General features: G+C 31.0%; 19 protein-coding genes. 6 read left to right on the top strand and 13 right to left on the bottom strand.

All coding sequences use genetic code 11. The annotated features are described in order from the left end of the window. Nucleotides 1-13: 13 nt before the first annotated feature. From OZP08_RS09025 to OZP08_RS09015, 3 genes are all read right to left on the bottom strand, one after another. Nucleotides 14-1,825 (bottom strand): porin family protein, encoded by a 1,812-nt coding sequence (locus OZP08_RS09025; protein WP_349293471.1) that lies wholly within the window; start codon nucleotides 1,823-1,825, stop codon nucleotides 14-16. 77 nt (nucleotides 1,826-1,902) lie between these two features. Further along, the gene (locus OZP08_RS09020; protein WP_268849300.1) at nucleotides 1,903-2,766 is read right to left on the bottom strand and encodes a PhzF family phenazine biosynthesis protein; all 864 of its coding nucleotides are present in this window, start codon (nucleotides 2,764-2,766) and stop codon (nucleotides 1,903-1,905) included. A gap of 69 nt (nucleotides 2,767-2,835) precedes the next feature. Next, nucleotides 2,836-5,850, bottom strand: a complete 3,015-nt coding sequence (locus OZP08_RS09015) for a tetratricopeptide repeat protein (protein WP_281323527.1) — start codon at nucleotides 5,848-5,850, stop codon at nucleotides 2,836-2,838. A 214-nt stretch (nucleotides 5,851-6,064) separates the two neighbouring features. Here OZP08_RS09015 and OZP08_RS09010 point away from each other — a divergent pair, with 214 nt between their 5' ends. Together OZP08_RS09010 and OZP08_RS09005 are read left to right on the top strand one after the other, a co-directional pair. Beyond that, the gene (locus OZP08_RS09010; RefSeq protein ID WP_268849299.1) at nucleotides 6,065-6,748 is read left to right on the top strand and encodes a cell division ATP-binding protein FtsE; all 684 of its coding nucleotides are present in this window, start codon (nucleotides 6,065-6,067) and stop codon (nucleotides 6,746-6,748) included. Further along, entirely contained in the window at nucleotides 6,748-7,635 is an 888-nt protein-coding gene (locus OZP08_RS09005) for a glycosyltransferase (RefSeq protein ID WP_281323526.1), read from the top strand. The genes OZP08_RS09010 and OZP08_RS09005 overlap by 1 nt, the downstream gene beginning before the upstream one ends. Nucleotides 7,636-7,784: 149 nt before the next feature. On the opposite strand, the gene OZP08_RS09000 is transcribed toward OZP08_RS09005, so the two are convergent. The 4 genes from OZP08_RS09000 to OZP08_RS08985 are packed head-to-tail and all read right to left on the bottom strand — an operon-like array spanning nucleotide 7,785 to nucleotide 11,430. Then, entirely contained in the window at nucleotides 7,785-8,885 is a 1,101-nt protein-coding gene (locus OZP08_RS09000; protein WP_281323525.1) for a glycosyltransferase family 4 protein, read from the bottom strand. Nucleotides 8,886-8,928: 43 nt separating this feature from the next. Beyond that, complete coding sequence (locus tag OZP08_RS08995) at nucleotides 8,929-9,918, bottom strand: class I SAM-dependent methyltransferase (protein ID WP_281323524.1); 990 nt, start codon at nucleotides 9,916-9,918, stop codon at nucleotides 8,929-8,931. Further along, entirely contained in the window at nucleotides 9,908-10,309 is a 402-nt protein-coding gene (locus OZP08_RS08990; RefSeq protein WP_268849294.1) for a sugar 3,4-ketoisomerase, read from the bottom strand. The genes OZP08_RS08995 and OZP08_RS08990 overlap by 11 nt, the downstream gene beginning before the upstream one ends. 8 nt (nucleotides 10,310-10,317) lie before the next feature. Next, nucleotides 10,318-11,430, bottom strand: coding sequence for a glycosyltransferase (locus tag OZP08_RS08985; protein ID WP_281323523.1), 1,113 nt, complete (start codon nucleotides 11,428-11,430; stop codon nucleotides 10,318-10,320). A 2-nt stretch (nucleotides 11,431-11,432) separates the two neighbouring features. On the opposite strand from OZP08_RS08985, the gene OZP08_RS08980 reads away from it, so the two are divergent. Next, nucleotides 11,433-12,599: a glycosyltransferase family protein gene (locus tag OZP08_RS08980; RefSeq protein ID WP_281323522.1), complete on the top strand. Its 1,167-nt coding sequence runs from the start codon at nucleotides 11,433-11,435 to the stop codon at nucleotides 12,597-12,599. Between the two features lie 68 nt (nucleotides 12,600-12,667). On the opposite strand, the gene OZP08_RS08975 is transcribed toward OZP08_RS08980, so the two are convergent. The 6 genes from OZP08_RS08975 to OZP08_RS08950 all read right to left on the bottom strand — a co-directional run bounded on the left by OZP08_RS08975 (nucleotide 12,668) and on the right by OZP08_RS08950 (nucleotide 19,887). Next, nucleotides 12,668-14,119: a lipopolysaccharide biosynthesis protein gene (locus OZP08_RS08975; RefSeq protein WP_281323521.1), complete on the bottom strand. Its 1,452-nt coding sequence runs from the start codon at nucleotides 14,117-14,119 to the stop codon at nucleotides 12,668-12,670. Between the two features lie 91 nt (nucleotides 14,120-14,210). Then, complete coding sequence (locus OZP08_RS08970; protein ID WP_281323520.1) at nucleotides 14,211-15,566, bottom strand: bifunctional cytidylyltransferase/SDR family oxidoreductase; 1,356 nt, start codon at nucleotides 15,564-15,566, stop codon at nucleotides 14,211-14,213. 47 nt (nucleotides 15,567-15,613) lie between these two features. Continuing rightward, nucleotides 15,614-16,846 carry a CDP-glycerol glycerophosphotransferase family protein gene (locus OZP08_RS08965; RefSeq protein WP_268849287.1) on the bottom strand — a complete coding sequence of 411 codons (1,233 nt, stop codon included), beginning with the start codon at nucleotides 16,844-16,846 and terminating at the stop codon, nucleotides 15,614-15,616. 103 nt (nucleotides 16,847-16,949) lie between these two features. Then, entirely contained in the window at nucleotides 16,950-18,062 is a 1,113-nt protein-coding gene (locus OZP08_RS08960) for a DegT/DnrJ/EryC1/StrS family aminotransferase (protein ID WP_268849286.1), read from the bottom strand. Continuing rightward, on the bottom strand, nucleotides 18,059-19,036 hold the full coding sequence (locus OZP08_RS08955; protein ID WP_268849285.1) for a GNAT family N-acetyltransferase: 978 nt from the start codon (nucleotides 19,034-19,036) through the stop codon (nucleotides 18,059-18,061). Before OZP08_RS08955 ends, OZP08_RS08960 begins: the two co-directional genes overlap by 4 nt. 245 nt (nucleotides 19,037-19,281) lie before the next feature. Further along, nucleotides 19,282-19,887, bottom strand: coding sequence for a trimeric intracellular cation channel family protein (locus tag OZP08_RS08950; protein WP_281323519.1), 606 nt, complete (start codon nucleotides 19,885-19,887; stop codon nucleotides 19,282-19,284). Nucleotides 19,888-20,121: 234 nt separating this feature from the next. Between OZP08_RS08950 and OZP08_RS08945 the strand changes: the two genes are divergently transcribed. The 3 genes from OZP08_RS08945 to OZP08_RS08935 all read left to right on the top strand — a co-directional run bounded on the left by OZP08_RS08945 (nucleotide 20,122) and on the right by OZP08_RS08935 (nucleotide 22,973). Then, the gene (locus OZP08_RS08945) at nucleotides 20,122-20,907 is read left to right on the top strand and encodes a TrmH family RNA methyltransferase (RefSeq protein WP_268849284.1); all 786 of its coding nucleotides are present in this window, start codon (nucleotides 20,122-20,124) and stop codon (nucleotides 20,905-20,907) included. A gap of 49 nt (nucleotides 20,908-20,956) precedes the next feature. After that, a complete protein-coding gene (locus tag OZP08_RS08940; protein ID WP_281323518.1) occupies nucleotides 20,957-22,510 on the top strand; it encodes a serine hydrolase in 1,554 nt (517 codons plus the stop codon). A 61-nt stretch (nucleotides 22,511-22,571) separates the two neighbouring features. Then, the gene (locus OZP08_RS08935; RefSeq protein ID WP_268849283.1) at nucleotides 22,572-22,973 is read left to right on the top strand and encodes an acyl-CoA thioesterase; all 402 of its coding nucleotides are present in this window, start codon (nucleotides 22,572-22,574) and stop codon (nucleotides 22,971-22,973) included. Nucleotides 22,974-23,008: the final 35 nt, after the last annotated feature.

Genomic DNA, 23,008 nt, shown 5'->3' with positions numbered 1-23,008 from the left:
TTTAGACTTTTTACTAAAAATCAAATTTATAATTTGCTCCCAACATCAATTGAAATCCTTGTACTGGATAATTCAACCATTTTTGATATCCGTTGTTTGTTATATTATTAGCTTTTACGAAAGCTGTAAATCTTTCGTTGTATTTGAATCTCACATTGGCATTCAAATCCAAATAACCGTCGAGTGTTATAGGTCCTGGAGCTACTACATAAACAATATCTGTATTTATTTGCTGGTCTTTTCTTTCTCCTACATAAAACAAATTAACTCCAGCAAACCATTTCTCAGTAATTGCAAAATCTAAAGTCGAATTCAATTGAATAGCTGGTAAATTCCAAGCTTCTTTTTCAAATTTATTAGAATAACTACTTAATGTTCCATCAACTCCAACCGTTACTCCTTTGGCTAAATCTGCTTTTATCTCTCCATAAAAACGAATCGTTTTCATATCATCATATACAACATGCAAGGAATTTCCAAAAGCATAATTGGCATTAGTACTTTTTTCGGTATAATCATTACTTAGAAATAATGCTTTATTCTCATCATAGGTATATGAGGCTTTTATATCATAACTAACCGTACTTGCCAGTTTTCCTTTTAGTCCTGCATGAATATCATACAACTCATTGGTTGGTTTAATTTCTAATGTTGGCGAAACAAACGGATTAGTATCCACTAAATCCTTATAGGTATTTTGTTGTAAATCACCGATGGCTCCTGCGTAAAAAATCATCAAATCTCCTACTACTTTATAAGAAGCCGTTACCGAAGGATAGACATAAAACTTGTTTGTTTTATTTTCTGTCCCCTTACTATACATTAAGCCGGCACCTAGATTTAATGTCCAATCATCTTTTATCATTTCAAAACTTGGAACAATTCCAAAATTGGTATAACCATACTTTAACGCCTCAGTATTGGTTCCTAAATAATTACTCTTAAAGCTTCCTCCAACATAATCAATAATAAATTTAGTCTTTATTGCTTCATCCATAACATCAAACTTAAAAGTTGGTGTTAGCAAAAACCTATTCTCTGATGAATTATATGCATCCGAAAAATGATTAAATTCTAAATTGGCATTGCTAAAAATCCCTTCTTCTAAAGCAATTGTCCCTCCTAATTTGATTGTATTATAAGATTGTTGTGAGTCAATACTATTTACAAGCGCCATCTTTTCTTGAAGTGTCAAAGTATTTCCAAAATTAGCTGGCAGACCATACCAATTGTAAATTTGATTTTGATAGCCTGCATTGACATTCCAAGCCATTCCTTCTTCGTTTGTTCCATAAACCAAATCAATCGCAGTGTCATAAAAACCATTATCTAAAACAACATCTTTCAATCCGCCTCGTGAAGATTGGTGACGAAACATCCCACTAACATAATCATTGTTATTAAGATCATCAGTCACATACAATTCAGCGTTTAAGGCACCATAATTACCAATACCCAAAGTCGTATAATTTTTGAACAAACGCACTTGCTTTGCTTTTTCAACACCTTGAGCATTTCCTTTAGAAGGCAAAAAAGTAGATGCCACCGGGAAAGGCAAAATAGAATATTTTACATTTTCTTTTTTGGCATTTTCATCATTTGTAATCACCGGCACTTCCTTTACTTTGAAAGCATCTGAAATTGTTGGCGCATACGGCTTCACCACATTTACTACTTCTGTTCCTATATTTCCTTGCTTGTTTTGAGCAAATGTATATTGGGAAAGTAAGAGAAGGAAAATCCCCATCCCAATCCTCTCCAAAGGAGAGTGAGCCGAGAACATCGTACGTTTATTTATGAATGCTTTTATGTTTTTGATCATCATCTTTCTGCTTTCTATCTATTTTCTGAATTCTGCTTTATTCAATCTATCTTTTACATTTTTGCCTTTTGCTTTTTGCCTTACACTTCCCATTCTCCCTTTGCAATAAATTGCGTTTTACCGCCAATTTTTATATCAAAATGATTTTCAGATAATTTTCCATCAAAATAAATCTGAGAAGATCTGTTTATAAAATCACCTTGATGATTGATTGTTTTAATTTCTGGAGAATGGTATTTTAATAGAAAAGCCTGCAAACATGTACTGGCACTTCCTGTTGCTGCATCCTCCATAATCTGATTATTTTCTATATACAGCATTCTGCTTATCAGTTTGCCATTATCGAAACAATAAAAATATAAAGCTCTATGATTGGTTTTGCAATTAGCCAATAGCCATTCTTTCGTCTTAATCAATTCAAGGTTTAAATCCTTCAGTGCTTTTATATTTTTGAGCGGAACAATCACAAACGCACTACCTGTTGTTACTTCTTGAATAGGAAGCTTATCATCAAAATCGTCATTGCTCAAATTATTAAAAGACAAGAACTCTTCCTTTGAGAAAACATCCAAAAATTCAGGTTGAGCCGCTTGTAACCAAACCAAATCCTCTGTTTGCTGAATTGGAATTTCACCTATTGGTACCGATAAATTAAAATTTCGCGGTTGGCTTTCGACTATTTTATTCATTAAAACCCAAGATGTTCCTATAATAGGATGTCCTGCAAATTTCATTTCATATTCTACCGTAAAAATTCTAATTGCCGCACTATTTTTTTCGGGTTGAATCTTTGTGATAAAAGTACTTTCGGCAAAATTAATTTCGCGTGCAATTTTCTGCATCTCTTCTGTACTTAAAGCTTCGGCATCTAAGAAAACGGCCAATTGATTTCCGGTATATTTTTTCTCAGCAAAAACATCTACTATATAAAAAGGTAACTTCATTCTGTTTGATTTTTTAATTTTAAATAATTTCAAAAATTGAATCTAATTCTTCTCTTCTCGCAATCCTCTTTATTTTGTAATTGATGAATTGGTCTTAGCTTCCTCAGTTTTTATTCGACTCAATTCCGTTTTTGCTTCTTCAATTACATCTGAATAATCCGTGAAATTTTCGATTACATTCTCTAAAACATAAGTGGCTTGATAACTATCTTTTAATCCATAATAATTCTTTGCCATTAGAATCAAACCTTTGGCTCCAAAATAACGGTAACTAGAATAATTCTTAGCTAATTTTTGAATTGCTGTATTTGAAAGCTCAAACTTCCCGTCCTTGTTTTTAAAATAGGCATCATAATACAAGGCTTCCGCAGCCAATTCTCCTTTACTTACACTTAATAATTTTGCATAAGCTGCTTTGCCTTTGACCTCATCTCCTGATTGCATCGCAGAACGTGCAACGATGATTTGGGCATCACTTTTTACGTTTTCTTCGGTTTTTTGGTTAGCCAAAACTTTATCTGCATATACAACTGAATTTGGATAATCTTTTAGATCATAATAGCATTTCATCAAATTAGCTTGGGCAAATGTCTTGTTCTGCGGAAAATCGGCTTCTTTTTCTAAACGTACTAATACTGGGATTGCTTTATCACAGTTTTTATCTTTCAAAGATATTTGTGCCAATCTAACCAAAGCTTGCTCTGTGTATTCGCAACGGGGTTGATTTATCACAAACTCATAATTAGAAACCGATTTACTTTCTGAGCCTTCAGAGTAATACAATTGTGCTAATACAAAATTTGCTTTTAGAGTATGAATTCCGTTTGGAAACTTATTTATATAATTACTAAATCCTGTGATGGCTTGTTTAGTATTATTTAGTTCGTATTGTTTTTCAGCAGCTTCAAATGTATCGTTATCTAAATCTACATCTGTAACCGCCACGAAATCTAATGTGCGTACCCAAGTTGCATACTCATCTACTTTCCCATTATCTACATAAATTAATCGAGCGGTTGCAACAGCTTCATAAGCTTCTGGAGTTTTAGGAAAATCTGAAGCTACTTTTTTAAATTTGGCTAGAGCCAAATCATCTTTATCTGAATTGTAATAAATTAATCCTTGACGCAAAATAGATCGCGATGTATAGGAACTATTAGCATAAGCAGTATTTAATTTTTCATATGCTTTTATTGCCAAATCCTGTTTGTTCTCGGCTACATAGGTATTTCCTAATTCAAACAAAACATCATCTTGATAGTCTGATTTTGGATATAATGTCAAAAATGCATTGAGCTCCTCTATTTTTTTATTGTTTTTGGAAAGAAATCCATAGCATAGTGCTTTTTGAAAGTAAGCATAATCACCATCTACACTTTTAGATTCAATTACCTTATTATAAGCATCTAGAGCCGGTTGGTATTTTGTAGTTACAAATCGACAATCCGCCAAGCGCAAATAAGAATCATTCAAACGATTTTTATCTCCCTTTGCATTGTCTATCTGACTTTGAAAAAAGTTCCCAGCTGTTTCATATTCTTTCAATTTAAAATTGGCATAAGCCATATTATAATTGATGTTTTTGAATTCTGCAGTTTCATTGGCTTTTTCAAGATCCGAAAACTGTTTGTAGCTTAGTAAGGCTTCTTTGTAACCCTCTAAATTATATTCAGATTCCGCTTTCCAAAAAGTGGCACGAGCTGTGATGATAGGATCTTTTTGCTCTTTTATGGCTTTTTCGAACATTGTCAATGATTGGGAATAATTGCTTTCTGTAAATAATTCTATCCCTCTATAGAAAACTACTTTTTGATAAGCAATTCTATTTTTTGGAGTTTTATTTTTTTCTAATAATACCAAAGCTTCTTTATAATTTTTGGATGAAATATAAGAGTCGATTAATAATTCTTCTATGACTGAATTACTGGGATTATTAGGATACTTATTCATAAAATCCAACAAAACTTCTGGAACACTTTGATAAGAATTTCCAATTTCATAACTCAACTTTGCATAATTTAAGCTCGCATCTTCTTGCAGTTTTAAATTAAAATTCATCTCGGAAGCATTCTTAAATGCGTTTAATGCCTGTTGCTTTTTACCCGATTCCAAATAACTTTCTCCTAAATGATAATACGCATTTTGGGCAATAAAATCCTTACCGTCTATAATTTTATTAAATTGTGAAATGGCATTATCATAATCCTTTTGCATATAATACGCATAACCCAATTGATAAAAATCGGTGTTATTCCATTTCCCGTCCTTACCTTTATAGCCTACTAGATAAGGAATTGCTTCATTGTATTGTTTTAGATTAAAATAACTTTCACCAATGATTTTATTTAATTCTGATTTTTCTGCGGCTGTAGATTTTGGCATAGCTTTGATCCCTAAATCGATCGCTTTTTTAAAATCCCCTGATTTAAAACTCATATCCGATTTGTAATACGATAATTTTTCGGCATATTTTTCATCTCCTGAAACCTGATCGAATTGCTTGTTTGCCTCAGCATAATCATCAGATTCATACGCCATAAAACCCAGATAATATTTGCTTTGTTTAGCATACTCGTCTGAATTGACTACTTTATTAAAATAGTTCTTGGCTTCTTTCATTTTTTTGTCCACAAAAAAAGAATAGCCTTTCTCGAAATTAAACTTGTTTCGTTCACTATTTTTCAGAACACTTTCGTCTACTTTCACAAACCACTGTAAAGCTTCTTTATAATCTCTATGATCAAAATAATAGTAAGCTACATCAATAAAAGCCTGATTTTGCTTTCGGCTTGCAGGATAATCTTCAACAAATTTATTAATGAGTTCTTCGGCATTGTCCTGATCGGTACGAATGGCACAATTAGCAATATAATAAGCACAATCCGATTGGGTTCCCTCATTTTTAGAAGCTTTCTTTATGTTTTCAAAAAGGATTTTTGCCGACGCATATTGCTGGTCTTCGTATAAAGAAAGTGCTTTATCGAAATCCTTTAATGAGTATGTATAAATTGCTGATTCTTGTGAATAAAGAGAAGTTATTTGAACAATAAAAAATATAAAAAAGAGCTTCGGAAGTTTCTGCATTGTGTTTTTATTTAATGATCAAATGTATTTATTTATGTACCTATAACGACACGCTGTTTGTTTTTATTATCAACTATTTTTAAACAGACTTTCTCCAGACCCTCAAAAGCAGCGTGACTTTTCTGGATTTAAAATTTAATTTTCGCATTTTACTTTTTGTAATTTGTTATTTGGATTTTATCTTTTTACTTTTACCCAATAAACAATTTCTATTATGTCTCAATCTGTACTGTCTTTAAAAAACGTAAACATATACCAAGAAGGAAAAACTATTTTATCTGATGTTAATTTAGAAGTGAATCATGGTGAATTCATCTACATCATCGGAAAAACCGGTTCTGGGAAGAGTAGTTTATTAAAAACATTATATGCAGATTTACCATTAACAGAAGGTGAAGGTAAAATTGTCGAATTTGATTTGGCTACTTTAAAAGAAGATGATATTCCATTTTTGAGAAGAAAGATTGGAATCGTTTTTCAAGATTTTAAATTATTACCAGATCGTACTGTAAAAGACAATATGCTTTTTGTTCTAAAAGCAACTGGATGGGTTGATAAAGAGGGAATGGACGCTAAAATTGATGAAGTTCTTGACAAAGTAAATATGAAAGACTTTGCCAACAAAATGCCACACCAGCTTTCCGGAGGAGAACAACAACGTATTGCAATTGCAAGAGCTTTATTGAACGACCCTGAATTTATCCTTGCCGATGAGCCTACCGGAAATCTAGATCCACAAACGAGTGCCGAAGTGCTTGAGGTTTTGAAAAAAATCAATACCATCGGAAAAACAGTCATTATGGCTACACACGATTATGCCTTATTGATGAAATTCCCAAACAAAACATTGAAATGCGAAGATGCCAAAATCTTTGAAGTAGTTCAAAGAACGGTGTAATGCTGTCAATCCTTATTCCTACTTACAATTATAATATACATTCACTTGTTTTAGAATTGCACAAACAATGCACAAATTGTAAAATTGAATTTGAGATAATTTCACTTGATGATCACTCTAAAGAGTCTCAAGTCGAAAATCAAAAAATTAATAGCATTACAAATTGTTCCTTTGAAATTTTAGACAAAAATATAGGAAGAAGTGCTATTCGAAATTTATTAGCCCGAAAAGCAATATATACTAATTTGTTATTTCTAGATGCTGACACATTTCCTGTAAATAATAGCTTTATATCAGACTATCTGAAACATATAAATACAGAAGAAAAAATTGTTTATGGGGGTATTTTATACAAAAAAGAAAAACCCGCAAAAAACCAACTTCTAAGATGGTTTTATGGCAAATCTAGGGAAGCTCTTAGCGTAGAAGATAGAAATACAAATCCTTATTTATCTTTTCTAACATTGAATTTTTTGATCAAAAAATCAATCATAGAAAAAGTTTCCTTTAATGAGAGCTTACCGAATTTAAGGCATGAAGACACTTTGTTTTCGTATAATTTAAAACAAAAAGAAATAAAAATTTCACATATTCAAAACCCTGTTTATCATTTAGGGCTAGATGAATTTGAAGTTGCAATTCAAAAAGAAAGTGATTCTATAATAGCCTTAAAGTATCTAATTGACAATAAATTATTACCTCCAGATTATGTTCGGCTTTCAAGAATATTTACAAAATTAAAAAGATTAAATATTGTTTTTGTCTTTTCATATTTCTATAAAATAACACGGTTACTTTTTCTGAAGAACTTGTCAAGTAAAAATCCATCTTTATTTATTTTTGACTTATACCGATTAGGTTATTTGTGCATGCTTGAAAACAAATAACTATCTATCTACGCTCAAGAATATCATCATTCAAATTATTCCAATAAAAATAATTTTGAAAAAAAAGAAACTCTAAGAAGCTTATATTTCTTTTTTTTATACCAGAAACACATATAAAAATCCTTTATAGATAAAGGATCTCTTAAAATTTAATGTTTTACAAGGCTAATATCTTGAAATAAATCATCCCATTGATTCATAACCTTATCTATTTGATATTTCTCAATGGATAGCTTCGCTTTTTTTCCCATTCTTATTCTTAACTCTTTGTCTTCAATTAAAAGAGCAACTTTTTTTTCAAAATCAGTACTATTTCCATCTTCAATCAAAAAACCATTTTCATTATCCTCAATGATATTTCTAGGACCGGAAGGACAATCATAAGAAACGCAAGGTAGGCCACAATTCATAGCTTCAATTAAAACCAAAGGAAGAGCTTCAGACCTAGAAGCCATAAGATAAATGGATGATTCTAAATATTTATCTTTTATATCTAATGTGGGTGGAAAAAAATTTACACTATTAGAAATTCCCAAATCAATCGCTAATAGTTGATATTTATTATTCCCATTCCATTCTCCATAAATATCCAAACACCAATCAGGATGTTCCTTTATTATATTTTTCCAAATCATTAATAATCTATCAATTCCTTTTTCATAGCTATGTCTAGCTATTGCTATTGCTCTATTATTATTTAAACTAGATTCTTTTTCTACAAAAAAAGTCACTGGATTAGGAATCACTACATTATTTTTTAACTCCCATTCATCACTACAATCTTGAGATAAAAAAATGACCTTATCAAATTTTTTAAATGTTTTTCTTTTAACAGGATTAATTAAAGGAGAAATAAATCTTCTAAATAAGCTTTCATTATCCGATTTCTCTAAAAATTTAGAAACATGGGTTTCAAATATTATCGGTATTTCAAACTTTATAAACCAAGGAAATAAATACCAAAAATTAGCATCACAAACAACAATAATATCCGGTTCTACTTTTGAAATAACTTCTTTAATAAATAAAAAATAAGATTTTAGAAAAAATATTGAGTTTTTAGAATGGTTAATAGTGTGCCAGTTAATTTTTTTATTGAAGCCATAAAAACAATTCTTTTTTGTACTATTAAGAGATATAATATCTATTTTACAATCAGTTCTAGTTAATAAATAGTCTAATTTCAAAGAAATGACACGAGCAATACCTCCTGCTCCTGTTACATCTGGTACAATATATAATAATCTCATTTTTAAATGTTACTTTTTAAGAGCTATATTACTTTCTAATATTTTATATTGCTTTTCTATACACACCGAAAATTGCATTATTATCATTTGTTTTTTCGATATATTCCTTTTCATTTTTCAAAACAAAATCTAAAAGCTCTTTAGTTTCCCTATCATCATTTAAAAAATTATGGGCTATACTTTTTAAAAGCAGATGTGAAATAGTCCATCCTAATTGCTTTTCTTCTATAATTTTAAAGTTATTTTGCAAAGCTTTGACTAAATTTTCAGAATCAGGAGCTTCTGAAGGATCCACAATAAGCATTCTTAATAATCCAGGCTTATAATTTTTTCTCTTAATAGTTTTACCATCTATCAAAAATTTAAATTTTTGGGGCAATAGATTTAAAAGCCTATTAGTTTCTTGTAATTGAGCTTTATTCCAAGCCAATCTATTTGGACCACAATATTCAAAAACGACAACTATGCCATCATCACAAAGAATAGGACTTATATATTTTTTTAAAAATAAATCAATATTATCGAAATGATGTAGACTTGAATCAAACAATATTACTTTAAACTTTGTGTCCCATTTCATTTTTAAAAAATCCTGACAATGATACTCAATATTCATTCTATTTTCATCTGCCTTTTGTTTTGCTTTATTTATACTTACAGATGACAAATCAACTCCTGTTATTTTATCAAAATTTGCGAAAGTAGAAAAATTTCGTTCATGAATGCCCTCTCCACAACCAATAGAAAGCATATTCAATCCTACTTTGTCCTTTAAATACTTCGAACAAACATATTCTTCATATAAAACAAAAGGGCTTCCAGATACTTTTAAATTCCAATCCTCTTTTATCTGTGGTATTACCCAAAAATCAGATGGCGAACTACTCCAGTCCCATTTTGAAGAAACTCTATTTTGATAAGACAGTTTTGATAATTTTAAAATAATAAATTTTATTCCTTTAAATTTTACTTTATAATATAGGTCTAAAAAATCACCTTTTGATATAAGATCATATTTCTTTTTAATTGCCATTTGACTTAGATTTTAAAAATTCATCAAAATCTCTTATATAATCTTCTTCATTATAAATCGTAGATGCCAAAACTAAGCAAACAGCTCCAGATGAAAAATTCTCCAATTCCCTCCAAATATTATTTCTTATTAACAATCCTTTATCTGGTTTATTTAAGGTAATTGTCTTTTCAGAAATTCCATCTTTAAGAATCACATCAAAACTTCCAGAAATAGCTATTAGGACTTGTTGCAGTTTAATATGTGAATGCCCTCCTCGATTTGCAGAACTTGGAATATCATATAAATAGTAAACTCTCTTTACTTCAAAAGGCAAAACATCATTTTCGATTACAGCAATATTTCCTAAAATATTCTCGATTTTGGGAATGTCAATTAATTTTATATTCATAATTTGATCTATTCGACTTTAATTTTCATTAACTCCAACCATCGTTTCCCTATCAATTCCAAATCAAAATGGGCTACACTTTGCAACGCATTTCTTTTACAATAATTGTACAATGTTTTATCATTAGCAAATAAATCAATAGCTTCTATTAATTTATCTTCATTTTGATCTTCAACTAACAATCCATTTTTTTTGTCCTTAATGATTTCTTTTGGCCCAGACAAACAATCAAATGATATGACTGGTGTCGAACAAGCTAATGATTCTATTAATGCATATGGAAAACCTTCATTCTTACTAGATAAAACAGTAAAAAGAGCATTCTTATAATATGGGAATGGGTTGCTAATTTTGCCTTTAAATATAACAAAACTTTCCAAATTCATTTCTTCAACCTTTTGTTCTAGTGTGCTTCTTAAAATTCCTTCCCCAAGAATAATTAATTTAATATTTTTATTAACCAAATCCGATTTAGAATAACAATCTATTAACTTATCAAACTGCTTCACCATACTTTCCATATTACCAACAGCCAAAATATATTCATATGGAGTTGACAATATACTTTCTAATAATTGCTTATTAATATACTCAAAATCTACCGGATTATAAATTGTTTCAACGTTAGAGTATTTATAATCTATCGCTGTTTTATTTTTTATTCCCTCAGATACAGTTATTATTTTATAGCAATGAGAATAAATATTTTTTGCCAGAAATACATTTTTGGGAAAATATAAATTAAGCATATAACTATGAATAATCTGTATTAAAGGTGAAGTAAATATACACTTAGAAATAAAGAACTCTCGCAAACTATGATTTTTTGCTCGGGTATCAATTATAAAATCAAACTTATTATGGCTGAAAAATTTTTTCAGCACATAAAATCTTTTAAGCTTATTTAAAAAGTCATTCCTTTTATTCTTCAATTTCCCTAAATTGAGAATTTCCCCTGCAAATTTGTATTCTATTTTATCTAATACAATTACATGATGAACTTTAAAATTATTTCTTTCAAAAAAAACAGAAAGCAAACTCGAGCAGCGTTCAGCACCTCCACCTGCAAGTTGATCAGAAACAATACAAATGCGCCGATTCTGTTTATTAAATTCATTCATTTTTGACTATTTTAGCATCAAATATAATAATAATGAGAATTTTACTTGTTGGTGAATATAGTTTATTGCATGATTCCCTAAAAAAAGGATTAATTGAGCTAGGACATGAAGTTATTATAATTGGCAACAGCAATGGACATAGATCTTACCCTGTTGACTACAAACATGATGCAAGATTTTTATCAAAAAAAATTTTCATACTTCCAAGAAAAATATCGCTTCGTTTATTTAAGTTCGATTTTATAGGCATAGAATATGGAATACGTTTTTATTTACACCTATCTAAATTGAAAAATTTTGACATTGTTCAGTTTGTCAATGAAGCACCAATAAAAACTTATAAACCTTTAGAATTTTTTTTCATCAAAAAAATATTTAATTCAAACAAAAAATGCTTTATACTCTCTGCTGGTATTGATTATTTAACTCTTAAGTTTTATATTGAAAATAAGAATTATAAATCACTTATGACTCCTTTTTTTATAAATCCAAAACTAAAAGAATACATTCAATTTTTTGACTATTTTAGTAAAGGACATATTAAAATCCATAAATTTATGACCAATAATTTTAATGGATTAGTACCAACTGATTTTGATTATGTTGAAGCAACAAAAAACAGTCCTATTTACAAAGGTTTAATACCTTATCCAGTATACTTGGATAAACTAAAATTTGAAAAGTTACGAATTGAAGACAAAACAGTCATTTTTTTAGGAATAAATAAATTTAGTTATCATCAAAAGGGAATTACTTATTTTGAGAGATCATTAGAATTAATTAAAAAAAAGTATAGTGACAAGGTAGAAATAATAATAGCAAATACAATTCCATATCCAGAATACATAAATCTTTACAACAAATCTCATATTCTTTTAGATCAATGTACCTCTCGTGATCAAGGATATAATGCACTTGAAGCTATGGCTAAAGGAAAAGTGGTTTTTACAGGAGCCGAAAAAGAATTTACAGAATACTATAACATTACAGAAAGGGTTTGTGTAAATGCTATTCCCGATGTAGATTATTTAGTAAAAGAATTATCTTATTTAATAGAAAATCCAAATGAAATAATAGCAATGGGAAAACGTGCTAGAGCTTTTATCGAAAAGGAGCACCACTATGTGAAAATTGCAGAGAAATATTTGGAGACTTGGAAAAACAATTAATTACTTTTTGCAAATGATATTTCTTGAATACAAAAAATATTGTTAGCTTTCCAAAACTCAATTCTTCACTATACTGTCTTTTTTAAAAACTTTAAAAGTAATTCCTTAACCTCTGTTAACTCTTCTAATTTGAATAGCCAACAGATAGATAGATAAATTAACAATCCAAATACAATGCCAGAAAATAATTGCAAAACTAAATTATCTATAAAATAAGAGATCATAATTACCAAAATTGACATTCCTATTGTAGCAACAAAAAAAGGCAACATCTCTTTCAATTGATTAATCGGACCATAGCCGAAGAATTTCCCCGGAAGGTATGCGTTAATAATGAAAGATAAGGCTGATGTGACAACATGTCCAATTATCATAGCTTTTAACCCTATAGGAATTGTAATTACCATTGCCAATACTGTCATAGGCAGTTTATACAAATCAACTTTTAAGAATAAATCTGAACGCCCCATGGCATTTAATAAATTCATATTAATAGTACTCATTGGAAGAAAAATACGTGCAAAAACCATCCATTGCAAAAGAGGAATTAGAGAAATCCATTTCTCTGTAAGTAATAGTATAACTATTGGCTTTGCCAACAAAGCAATAAGTGTCATAATCGGGATAATAAAGAAAGCTGACATGCGAACCATTCTGCTAAAAATAGATACTAATTTCTCTTTATCATACTGAACTGATGTGAGGATTGGAAATGTAGCTTGTTGTATAGTACTAACAATAGTACCAGCTGATATGTCCGCAAAACTCTTTGCTCTTGTATAATAACCCAATGATGCAGTTGGATAAAATTTCCCCAAGCAAATATTATACACATTATTTAGGGTTTGAGCATACAGACCTGTTATTAGTAATTTTGAACCATAACGAAATAAAGATCTAAAAGATTTTTTTGAAAAAACAATAGAGGGACTCCAATCACTTAAAAACCACAATGACATAGATGAAGCCAAAGACCCAATGAGCATTTGAACAACTAAAGACCAGACTCCATACCCATTTATAGCAGCTATTACCCCACATAATCCACCAGTAATCATTCCAATTACATTACTTTTTGCAATGGATTTGAAATCAATCGCAATTGTTAGTTTCGTTCGTTGAACAATTGCAAAAGCATTTAGAAACAAGCTTAAACTCAATATTCTTGTTAAATCAGTCAATTGAGGTTTCTCAAAAAAAGAAGAAATAAAGGGCGCTGAAAAAAAAAGCACTAAATAAAAAAAGCTGCTTGTGGCTAAATTGAACACGAATAAAGTCGAAAAATCAATATCTTCCCTTTCTTGACGTTGAATCAACCCCGTGCCCAAACCACTTTCAATAAAAGTTTGTGACAGAACTATAAAAATGGCTAACATTCCTATTAGACCAAAATCTTCTGGTAGCAAAATTCGAGCAAGTACTATACCTACAACGAATTGTCCAAACTGAACAACAAATTTATCAACCGCAGACCAAATAATTCCTTTTGTTGCAATTGCTTTTAGAGAGGTATTGTGCATTTAAAAAAAATTAAAATTTATTGTACTTAATTCTCAAATTAAGCATAATTGATATTGCTTTTTTTACCTAATAAAACTATTTAATCCCCCTCTAAAGTCGAACATCTATTACCTGCCCAGTATAATTAGACAACAAAGTCTGAATACATCTCAAAGCAACTGTATCTGGTTTTAATAAAGTGTTTTCTGGCTCACTACCAAAATTCTTCAACCTCATTGATGTTTGCGTACGCTCTGGATTTATACAATTCACTTTAATATCAAATGTTTCCCATTCTTGAGAAATTGCTTGAACAAAATTAACAGTAGCAGCTTTAGTTGAAGAATAAATACTATAAAACGCTCTACCTCTAGTATACGAACTAGAAGTAAAAAACAAAATATGTCCCTTTGATTCTTTCAAATAAGCTAAAGATGCAAGAGTAATATTAACCATTCCTAAATAATTAATATTTATGGAATCAAGAATATTTTGGTAATTCATAGTTCCTAATGGCTCCTTATATAATACCCCTGCAGTGTTGATAATAAAATCAATTTTTTTTTCTATTCGAAACACCTTGCCCAATGCATTCTTAACATCCTCCATATTGGAAACATCAACATTATTTTCACTACGAGAAAAACTATAAACACGAACTCCATTCGAAATACCAAAATCTACAACACTTTTTCCAATCCCATATGATCCTCCAAAAACGACCATAACCTTTTCTGCAAGGCATTCTTGTGATAGTTGTATATTTTGAATTTCAACCGAACGCAATTGAAACAATTTATCCAGCAAATAAGTATCCTCAGGATAAGTCAATTTCATATTAACCTCTTCACCATCCACCACAAATATTTGTTCTTCAGGAAAATATTTACTTACGATTCCACAATCATCAGTTGCTTTAAAATTTTCATCTTGAAGTGCTCGTTCATAAGCTTTCGCAATAACCTCCTGTTTAAAACCTTGTGGAGTTTGCCCTCTACGCATTTTCACCCTGTTTGGAATCGTAGTTATAATATCGTTTTCAACCTCAATAATTGTATCAGCAGAATTAATAGCAACATCTACTGCATTATAATTATCCATTGATTTCACTACATCATTAATAATTCTTTGACTAACCAAAGGACGAGCTGCATCATGAAAAATCAAATTAGCGCTTTTAAAATCGTGATATGCATTAATCGCTGCAAGGCTAGAATGGTAACGTTCTTTACCCCCAGTCAAAATACGCTTAACTTTTAGCCATCCATTTTTAATAATCATATCCTCTACCATAAATATGTAATGATTATTTATAACTATAGCAATTTCATCTATTAATTCATTCTTCTCAAATGCATCAACAGCATGTTCTATAACCATCTTTCCTGCAACTTTAAAAAATTGCTTAGGCAAAGACTTCTCTAATCTAGTTCCCACTCCCCCTGCTAAAATGACAGCTATGTTCATCTATCCTATTTTAAGTAAATTATAAATTTTCAAAAAGCATTCCTAATTTATTGAAAGATTTGACTTTCTAAATAATTCAATATGTTTTGAGATGCGGTTAAATTATTTTCTTGAATCAAATTGTTTTGCACAAATGAATTACGTTCCTCTTTCATCCAATCATTTTCATTCAATACAACATTTTCGATAAAGTCAATCAATTGCTTTTTGCTTCTGGATTGATAATGAACTGACACTGCTTTTTCCCCAAAATCACTCCAATGATCCATAACAGATTCGTTCCTAACCATAAAAAGTGATGGTTTCCCCGTTATAAGATATTCTGACATAAACGAACCACAATCATGAATCATAGCATCTGATGTCAAAAAAAGATCTACATATTCTGAATTTTCAAACTGACCATTTGCTAAGTTTTCCCATTTATTATAGTAACTAGAGGTTTTCTCAATTCCCCAATTTAGATCTCCCTCTAATTTAACTCTCAATAATGGATGCGGTTTAAATGCAATTTGTAATTTATCCTGATACTTTACAGCCAATTCTAAAAAGTAACCACAATATTCTAAAAAATTCGACACCTTATTTAATTCATACATTGAATGATGAGGAGCCCATACAACTTTTTTTAAAGTTGGATTTTTATTTTTCCAAACATTCATATTCGGTGTTTTATTAATCAAAAGCTGGTCAAATCCAGGATAACCTGTCACAATGTTATTTTGCCCTTTGTATATTTGTTTCTGCAATGCTATTTCTTTATGAATCGTAGTTTCAGAAAAAATTCTCCAAACGAGGTTGTGAAAATCTAAGTTATAGAAAGACTCATAATTAGTAGTCATAACAGCATAAGGCACATAACAGGTCAACGTTTTTGAAAACTGTTTTATATAAAACCTATAATCTTGCAAACCTTGATATGGATTCGTGTAAAATACTATATCCGGCGAAAAAGTTTTTTTAACGTCTAAATACTCTTCAGTCTCATTATCATACGTTTTAATGACATTATATCCTTTCTTTTTAAATGATCCATACGATTTGTTCATCTCAAATAGCATATTTTCCATACCATAATTTACAACTGGACAAACAAATATAATAGGTTCAAATCTAGGATGATGTAACATTAAATTATAAAGCACATCATATTTCCATACCGATTCATGAATCAAAAAGAAAGCAACTTTTATTTTTTCTTTTTTCCTAACTATTTCAAGTGCTTTTATATGATTTTTACGAGCTTCTTTAATTAAATACAAATTATATAAACTTCTCAATTTTGTAAAATTATATACCTTAATAAGTGAAATCCAGATTTTTTCAGGTACATATCTCTTAATAACTAATTTTAATTCCCTCATCTTCTCTATAAACTTCAATTTAGTACTTATTTAAAGCTTCAATAACAAAACTCACCTCATCATTTGTTAAAACAGGGCTTATAGGCAAACTCAAAACTTCATTGTGTGTTTTTTCGGTTATAGGAAAGGACAAATTATTCCACCCCAATGACTCAGAACCAAAAGCTTTTTGCTGATGTGGCGGAATAGGATAATGAATCATCGTTTCGATGTTATTTGCTGCTAAATAGTTTTGCAAATCGGCTCTGTTTTGAGTTCGAATAACAAAAAGATGAAAAACATGATTGCTACTAAAATCCCAAAATGGCAAGATGATTTTATCATTTTTTATTTCGGATAAATACCGTTTAGCAATGATTCTACGTTTTTCGTTATCTGAATCTAAGTTTGGTAATTTTAGATTCAAAAATGCAGCTTGTAATTCATCTAATCTGGAATTGACTCCTATAAAATCATTCTGATACTTTATCTCTGAACCATAATTTCTAAGGGACTGGATAGTTTTAGCAAGTTCAGCATCATTCGTTACTACAGCACCTCCATCTCCTAATGCCCCAAGATTTTTCCCAGGATAAAAACTATATGCTGCACTTGTTTGCAGATTTTTGATCGCAGACTTTTGATTGCTAGTTGCTCCTTGCGATTGTGCAGCATCCTCAACCACAATCAAATTATTTTGACTGGCTATTTCATTAATCAAATCCATTTCAGCCAATTGACCGTAAAGATGCACTGCTAGAATGGCTTTCGTTTTGGTTGTTATTGCATTCTGAATTAAACTCGGATCAATGTTGTAAGTTTCTAACTTGGGTTCAATCAAAACTGGTACTAAATCTGCTTGAAGAATGGCTAATATACTGGCAATATAAGTATTGGCAGGCACAATAACCTCATCCCCTTTTTGTAATTTCCCTAGCTGAATATATGCTTTGAAAATAAGTGTTAAGGCATCTAATCCATTCCCTACTCCAATACAATAATTGGCTCCACAATATTGGGCAAAATTAGTTTCAAACTCTCGGACTTCATTTCCTAAAATATACCAACCATTAGCTAAAACCACTTTCAATTTCTCTTGAAAAGCAATTTCATAAGGTTCGTTTATTTTTTTTAAATCTAAGAATTTTATCATTTTAATACGTTATCTAATTCAGAATATTTTATAGTTTCTACTTCATAAAAATCATGTACAATGGTACTTGCCCCAAAACTCTCTTTCCAATAAGACAGCCCTTTATTGACTATTTCACCTTGATTCTCATTAGATATTCCGAAATCAAAATATCTTTTGCCAGCAAATACATTATTTATTAAATGATTGTATAAAAAATCTAAACTTCCTAAATTTTCATTTTTCTCATACTTTGAAATGTATTGACAATGCACCACATTTTCGGATTCAAAAATGGTTGTACCTCCAACAATTTCATCGTTGTAATACACATTGAACTGCCTGATATTTTTATCAAAATGACTTTTCAGAAGTCGTATTTCATTTAAAGAATGAACAGGTTCTACATTGTGTTTTTGCTCTAAATTCGGAATCAATATTTCGTTCCAAAAATTTTCGAAATCAGATTCTTCCTTTATAACCAATTTGTTGTCAAACCCCTTCTGAATCCCTCTTTTTCTAATTTTAGAAAACTGAGAAGGTTTTGACAAATCAATAACCGCGAGCGTGTCTCTTCTAATTAATTGGGCTTCTGCCAAAAAAAGCGCATAATTTAATTCTTCGGCTGGCTTTTTATGATATATAGATGGAAGAGTTTTAATTTGAATTTTGATAATTTCATTTTCGTACAAATAGAGTAAAACAGCTTTAAAGACTTCTATCACCGAGGCTAACTTTAACTTTTCTTCATAAACCAAACCGCCATAAGTCAATCCTTGATGAGAATAAATACTGTCTCCTACTCTATTAGCAGGCAAAACCGACACTAATTTCTCTCTATTAAAAACCAACAAAGAATAATCCTCAAATCGATCTTTGTGATAGTCCATAAAATCCCTATGAAACAGAAATGTAGCATTTTTGGCCTTACTTACAAAGGTATTCCAATGCAGGTAATCGCTTTCTTGATATCGTCTTACAGAGTAGTTTTTCACATTTGGGGATTAAAGACTGGAAAAGTAAGCAATTAGGGCAATATTTTAAATACGAATTGCAAAAAAAATCCAAATCACAAATTATATCTTGTAATAAATAACAACAAAACTGGAAAAACCCCGAAGGCTCAAGTTTATATTTAAAAAATCAACGCAGAATCTATGTGGCAAAAAATAATTACACCAACACGTTAGATATAATAAGCTTAGAATTATTTATACTAAACTGATGAAGTAAATGCTCTTTATTTTTTATGCTCGAATGGCGAAAGATGCCACTTGTACTTTACAGCCAATACACGAACCGCAATAATAACTAATGAAGTGACTAGATACAAAATATCGTTTTCTAAGTTCATTCTTCGGAGCATGAAAAACACAATTCCGCCCAGAATACATATTGTTGCATAAATTTCTCTGCGGAAAATCACTGGAATTTCATTACATAAAATATCCCGAATAACTCCTCCAAAACAAGCAGTCATGGTGCCTAATGCAACACAAATAACAGGATTTAGATGGTAATCTATTCCTTTTTGAATACCAATCAAAGTAAAAACCCCCAACCCAATAGTATCAAATAGAGCTAACGAAATACGAAGTTTGTCTAATCTTTTTCGGAATAAGATCGTTAAAAAAAAACCTAAAATGATTACATATACATAGGTCAAATCGTGCATCCAACCAACTGGAGTACGGCCTATCATGACATCTCGTAAGGTTCCGCCTCCTACAGCTGTGACAAATGCAATGATAAAAACGCCAAAAGGGTCTAACTTTTTACTCATAGCTGTTAATGCGCCTGACATAGCAAATGCCATGGTTCCGATGATATCGAGTAGATGAAACATTTAGATTTTAGATTGTAAATTGTTGTTTGGATTTCGTTTTCAAAATTAAATAAAATACTCTTTACAAAGTATTATTTCTTAGGATGAATTTTCAGCTTTAAAATTTAAAAAATGGTAGTATCTTAGCACAAATTACTAACCAGCATCTTTTCACTAAAATCGCCATGAATCAAAATTTAAAGATCATACCTAATGGCGACACGCTGATCCTCTAAAGAAAAATAGTACCTCTACATGAAACAAATCGCCAGCCTCCAAAACCCTTTTATCAAATCTCTGTTGTTATTGCAGGAAAAAGCAAAAGCACGCAAACAATCAGGAACTTTTTTGATAGAAGGAAAACGTGAAATTTCGATAGCCATAAAAGGAGGATATGAAATAGAAACGATTTTGTTTGTACCCGAAATATGTTCAGAAACGGAAACCCGTAAATTATCCAATAAAGCCGAATTAATCGAAATTAGTACTGCTGTTTATCAAAAATTGGCTTACAGAGATACCACCGAAGGAATTTTGGCTGTAGCCAAAGCCAAATCAATGCAACTATCCGATTTACAATTATCCGAAAACCCATTGATTCTTATTGCTGAAGCTCCCGAAAAACCAGGAAATATTGGTGCCTTATTGCGTACTGCCGATGCTGCTCATCTTGATGCAGTGATTATTGCCAACCCAAAAAGCGACCTATACAATCCCAATGTGGTTCGATCTAGTGTAGGCTGTTTGTTTACCAATCAGATTGCAACAGGGACGACTACCGAGATTATTGCGTTTCTGAAAGAACGAAACATCAATTTTTATTGTGCCACCTTACAAAATTCCACTTCCTATCACACCCAAGATTATACTTCACCAACGGCATTGGTTGTAGGAACTGAGGCAACGGGACTCACACAGGAATGGCGTGATGCAGCCACACAAAACATCATTATCCCGATGCAAGGCGAAATAGACAGTATGAATGTATCAGTAGCCGCAGCGATTTTAATATTTGAAGCCAAAAGACAAAGAGGTTTTTAATTTTAGATTTTAAAATAGAGACCATTAGAAATAAACCAAACAGAATAGTATGAAAAAAGTTAGTATTTCCCTTTTAGTCCTTCTTGCATTTAGCATCCATTCTTTTGCCCAAATTTCTAATGAAGAAGTAGATAATGTAGTCAATCGAGCTTTAACCGCTTTTAACGTTCCCGGAATTGCAGTCGCAATTGTCAAAGACGGAAAAGTGGTACTTGCAAAAGGATACGGAGTAAAATCTATTCTAACCAATGAAAAGGTAGATGCAAATACACTTTTTGGAATTGCTTCCAATAGTAAAGCGTTTACAAGTGCCGCTTTGGCAATGCTTGTAGACGTAGGCAAACTAAAATGGGATGATAAAGTCATCACCTATCTACCAAATTTCAAAATGTACAATGATTATGTGACCAATGAATTTACTATTCGAGATTTACTGACTCACAGAAGCGGATTGGGACTTGGTGCAGGAGATTTGATGATTTGGCCAGACGGAAGCAATTTTACAGCACAGGATATTATTCAAAATTTGCAATACTTAAAACCAGTTTCGGCTTTTAGAACACAATATGATTATGACAACTTATTATATATCGTTGCTGGGGAAGTGATTCAAAAAGCAAGTGGTTTGAGTTGGTGTGACTTTATTGAAAGCCGAATGATGAAGCCATTGGATATGAAAAATAGTGCTGCATCATTTGTTCGATTAAAAGACACCAGTAATATTATTGCACCTCACGTTCCTATTGACGGAAAACTAAAAGTAATTTCAAGATACAAAAATCAAATATTCGATGCCGCAGGCGGAATTTACTCAAACGTAAACGACATGAGTAAATGGATGATTATGCAATTGAATAATGGTAAATATGGTACCGAAAATAAACAATTATTCTCCGAAAAAGAGCATAATGAAATGTGGAGCCAACAAACCATTATTCCCATAAACACAAAACCTCCTTACAATAGCCACTTTAGTTCTTATGGATTAGGTTGGTTTTTGAGTGATGTAAAAGGATACAAACAAGTCACTCACACAGGTGGTTTAGAAGGAATTGTCACCCAGGTCACACTATTTCCTGAACTAAATTTAGGGATTGTAGTTTTGACCAATCAACAATCTGGAGCTGCTTTCAGCGCAATCACCAATACTATAAAAGACAGTTATTTAGGAATCAAATCAGACGATTATGTTACCATTTACAGCAATAGAGTAAAAACCACCGAAGAATATGCAGATAAAGTAACTGACGAAGTTTGGGCATTGGTAGCCAAAAACAAAAAAGACAAAGTCAAAATTGACTTCAATAACTATGTTGGAACATATGAGGACAATTGGTTAGGTGACGTTGTAATTAGCGAGAAAAAAGGAAAATTACTTTTTGCTTCCAAGCGATCTCCACAACTTTCTGGAGAATTATTCTTTTACAAAGAGAAAAACTTAGTTATAAAATGGGACAATGCCTATTTTCATGCAGATGCCCATCTGTTTTTTGAATATGATGCAGCCGGAAAAGCAATTACAATCAAAATGAAACCGATTTCAGAACTAACCGACTTCAGTTACGATTTTCAAGATTTAGATTTCAAGAAAATGAACCAATAATTACTATAGATTACTATAGCTTTAAAATAACAACATCTAATAACTATTTTATATAAAAACAATGAATTTAGAAGAAAAAATTGCACACGCCGAAACTAGAATTTTCAAAACCGTTTTCCCAAGCACAACCAATCATTACGACACTCTATTTGGCGGAACAGCCATGTTGATGATGGATGAAGTTGCATTTATAACAGCAACCAGATTTACAAGAAAAAGATGTGTAACCGTTTCTTCGGATAAAATTGATTTCAAAAAACCTATTCCAGCTGGGACAATAGTGGAACTCGTAGGGAAAGTGTCTAAAATAGGTAACACAAGTGTAGATGTAAAAGTAGAAATCTATATCGAACAAATGTATAGCAACCACAGAGAGAAGGCTATAACAGGAAGCTTTACTTTTGTAGCATTAGATGAAAATAAAAAACCAATACGAATTTTAGAAAATAGTGTAGAAGTATAAGGCATTCATTATTCCTGAATCCTGAAAATCTTCTT

Source organism: Flavobacterium aestivum (genome assembly GCF_026870175.2).
Classification (GTDB): domain Bacteria; phylum Bacteroidota; class Bacteroidia; order Flavobacteriales; family Flavobacteriaceae; genus Flavobacterium; species Flavobacterium aestivum.
The sequence above is the reverse complement of the archived record's forward strand: the minus strand, read 5'-3'. Positions and strand labels throughout refer to the sequence as shown.

Excerpts from the sequence above, each read along its gene's own strand:
- OZP08_RS09025 (WP_349293471.1), bottom strand. The coding sequence starts at position 1,825 with ATGATGATCAAAAACATAAAAGCATTCATAAATAAACGTACGATGTTC.
- OZP08_RS09020 (WP_268849300.1), bottom strand. The coding sequence starts at position 2,766 with ATGAAGTTACCTTTTTATATAGTAGATGTTTTTGCTGAGAAAAAATAT.
- OZP08_RS09015 (WP_281323527.1), bottom strand. The coding sequence starts at position 5,850 with ATGCAGAAACTTCCGAAGCTCTTTTTTATATTTTTTATTGTTCAAATA.
- OZP08_RS09010 (WP_268849299.1), top strand. The coding sequence starts at position 6,065 with ATGTCTCAATCTGTACTGTCTTTAAAAAACGTAAACATATACCAAGAA.
- OZP08_RS09005 (WP_281323526.1), top strand. The coding sequence starts at position 6,748 with ATGCTGTCAATCCTTATTCCTACTTACAATTATAATATACATTCACTT.
- OZP08_RS09000 (WP_281323525.1), bottom strand. The coding sequence starts at position 8,885 with ATGAGATTATTATATATTGTACCAGATGTAACAGGAGCAGGAGGTATT.
- OZP08_RS08995 (WP_281323524.1), bottom strand. The coding sequence starts at position 9,918 with ATGGCAATTAAAAAGAAATATGATCTTATATCAAAAGGTGATTTTTTA.
- OZP08_RS08990 (WP_268849294.1), bottom strand. The coding sequence starts at position 10,309 with ATGAATATAAAATTAATTGACATTCCCAAAATCGAGAATATTTTAGGA.
- OZP08_RS08985 (WP_281323523.1), bottom strand. The coding sequence starts at position 11,430 with ATGAATGAATTTAATAAACAGAATCGGCGCATTTGTATTGTTTCTGAT.
- OZP08_RS08975 (WP_281323521.1), bottom strand. The coding sequence starts at position 14,119 with ATGCACAATACCTCTCTAAAAGCAATTGCAACAAAAGGAATTATTTGG.
- OZP08_RS08970 (WP_281323520.1), bottom strand. The coding sequence starts at position 15,566 with ATGAACATAGCTGTCATTTTAGCAGGGGGAGTGGGAACTAGATTAGAG.
- OZP08_RS08960 (WP_268849286.1), bottom strand. The coding sequence starts at position 18,062 with ATGATAAAATTCTTAGATTTAAAAAAAATAAACGAACCTTATGAAATT.
- OZP08_RS08950 (WP_281323519.1), bottom strand. The coding sequence starts at position 19,887 with ATGTTTCATCTACTCGATATCATCGGAACCATGGCATTTGCTATGTCA.
- OZP08_RS08945 (WP_268849284.1), top strand. The coding sequence starts at position 20,122 with ATGAAACAAATCGCCAGCCTCCAAAACCCTTTTATCAAATCTCTGTTG.
- OZP08_RS08940 (WP_281323518.1), top strand. The coding sequence starts at position 20,957 with ATGAAAAAAGTTAGTATTTCCCTTTTAGTCCTTCTTGCATTTAGCATC.
- OZP08_RS08935 (WP_268849283.1), top strand. The coding sequence starts at position 22,572 with ATGAATTTAGAAGAAAAAATTGCACACGCCGAAACTAGAATTTTCAAA.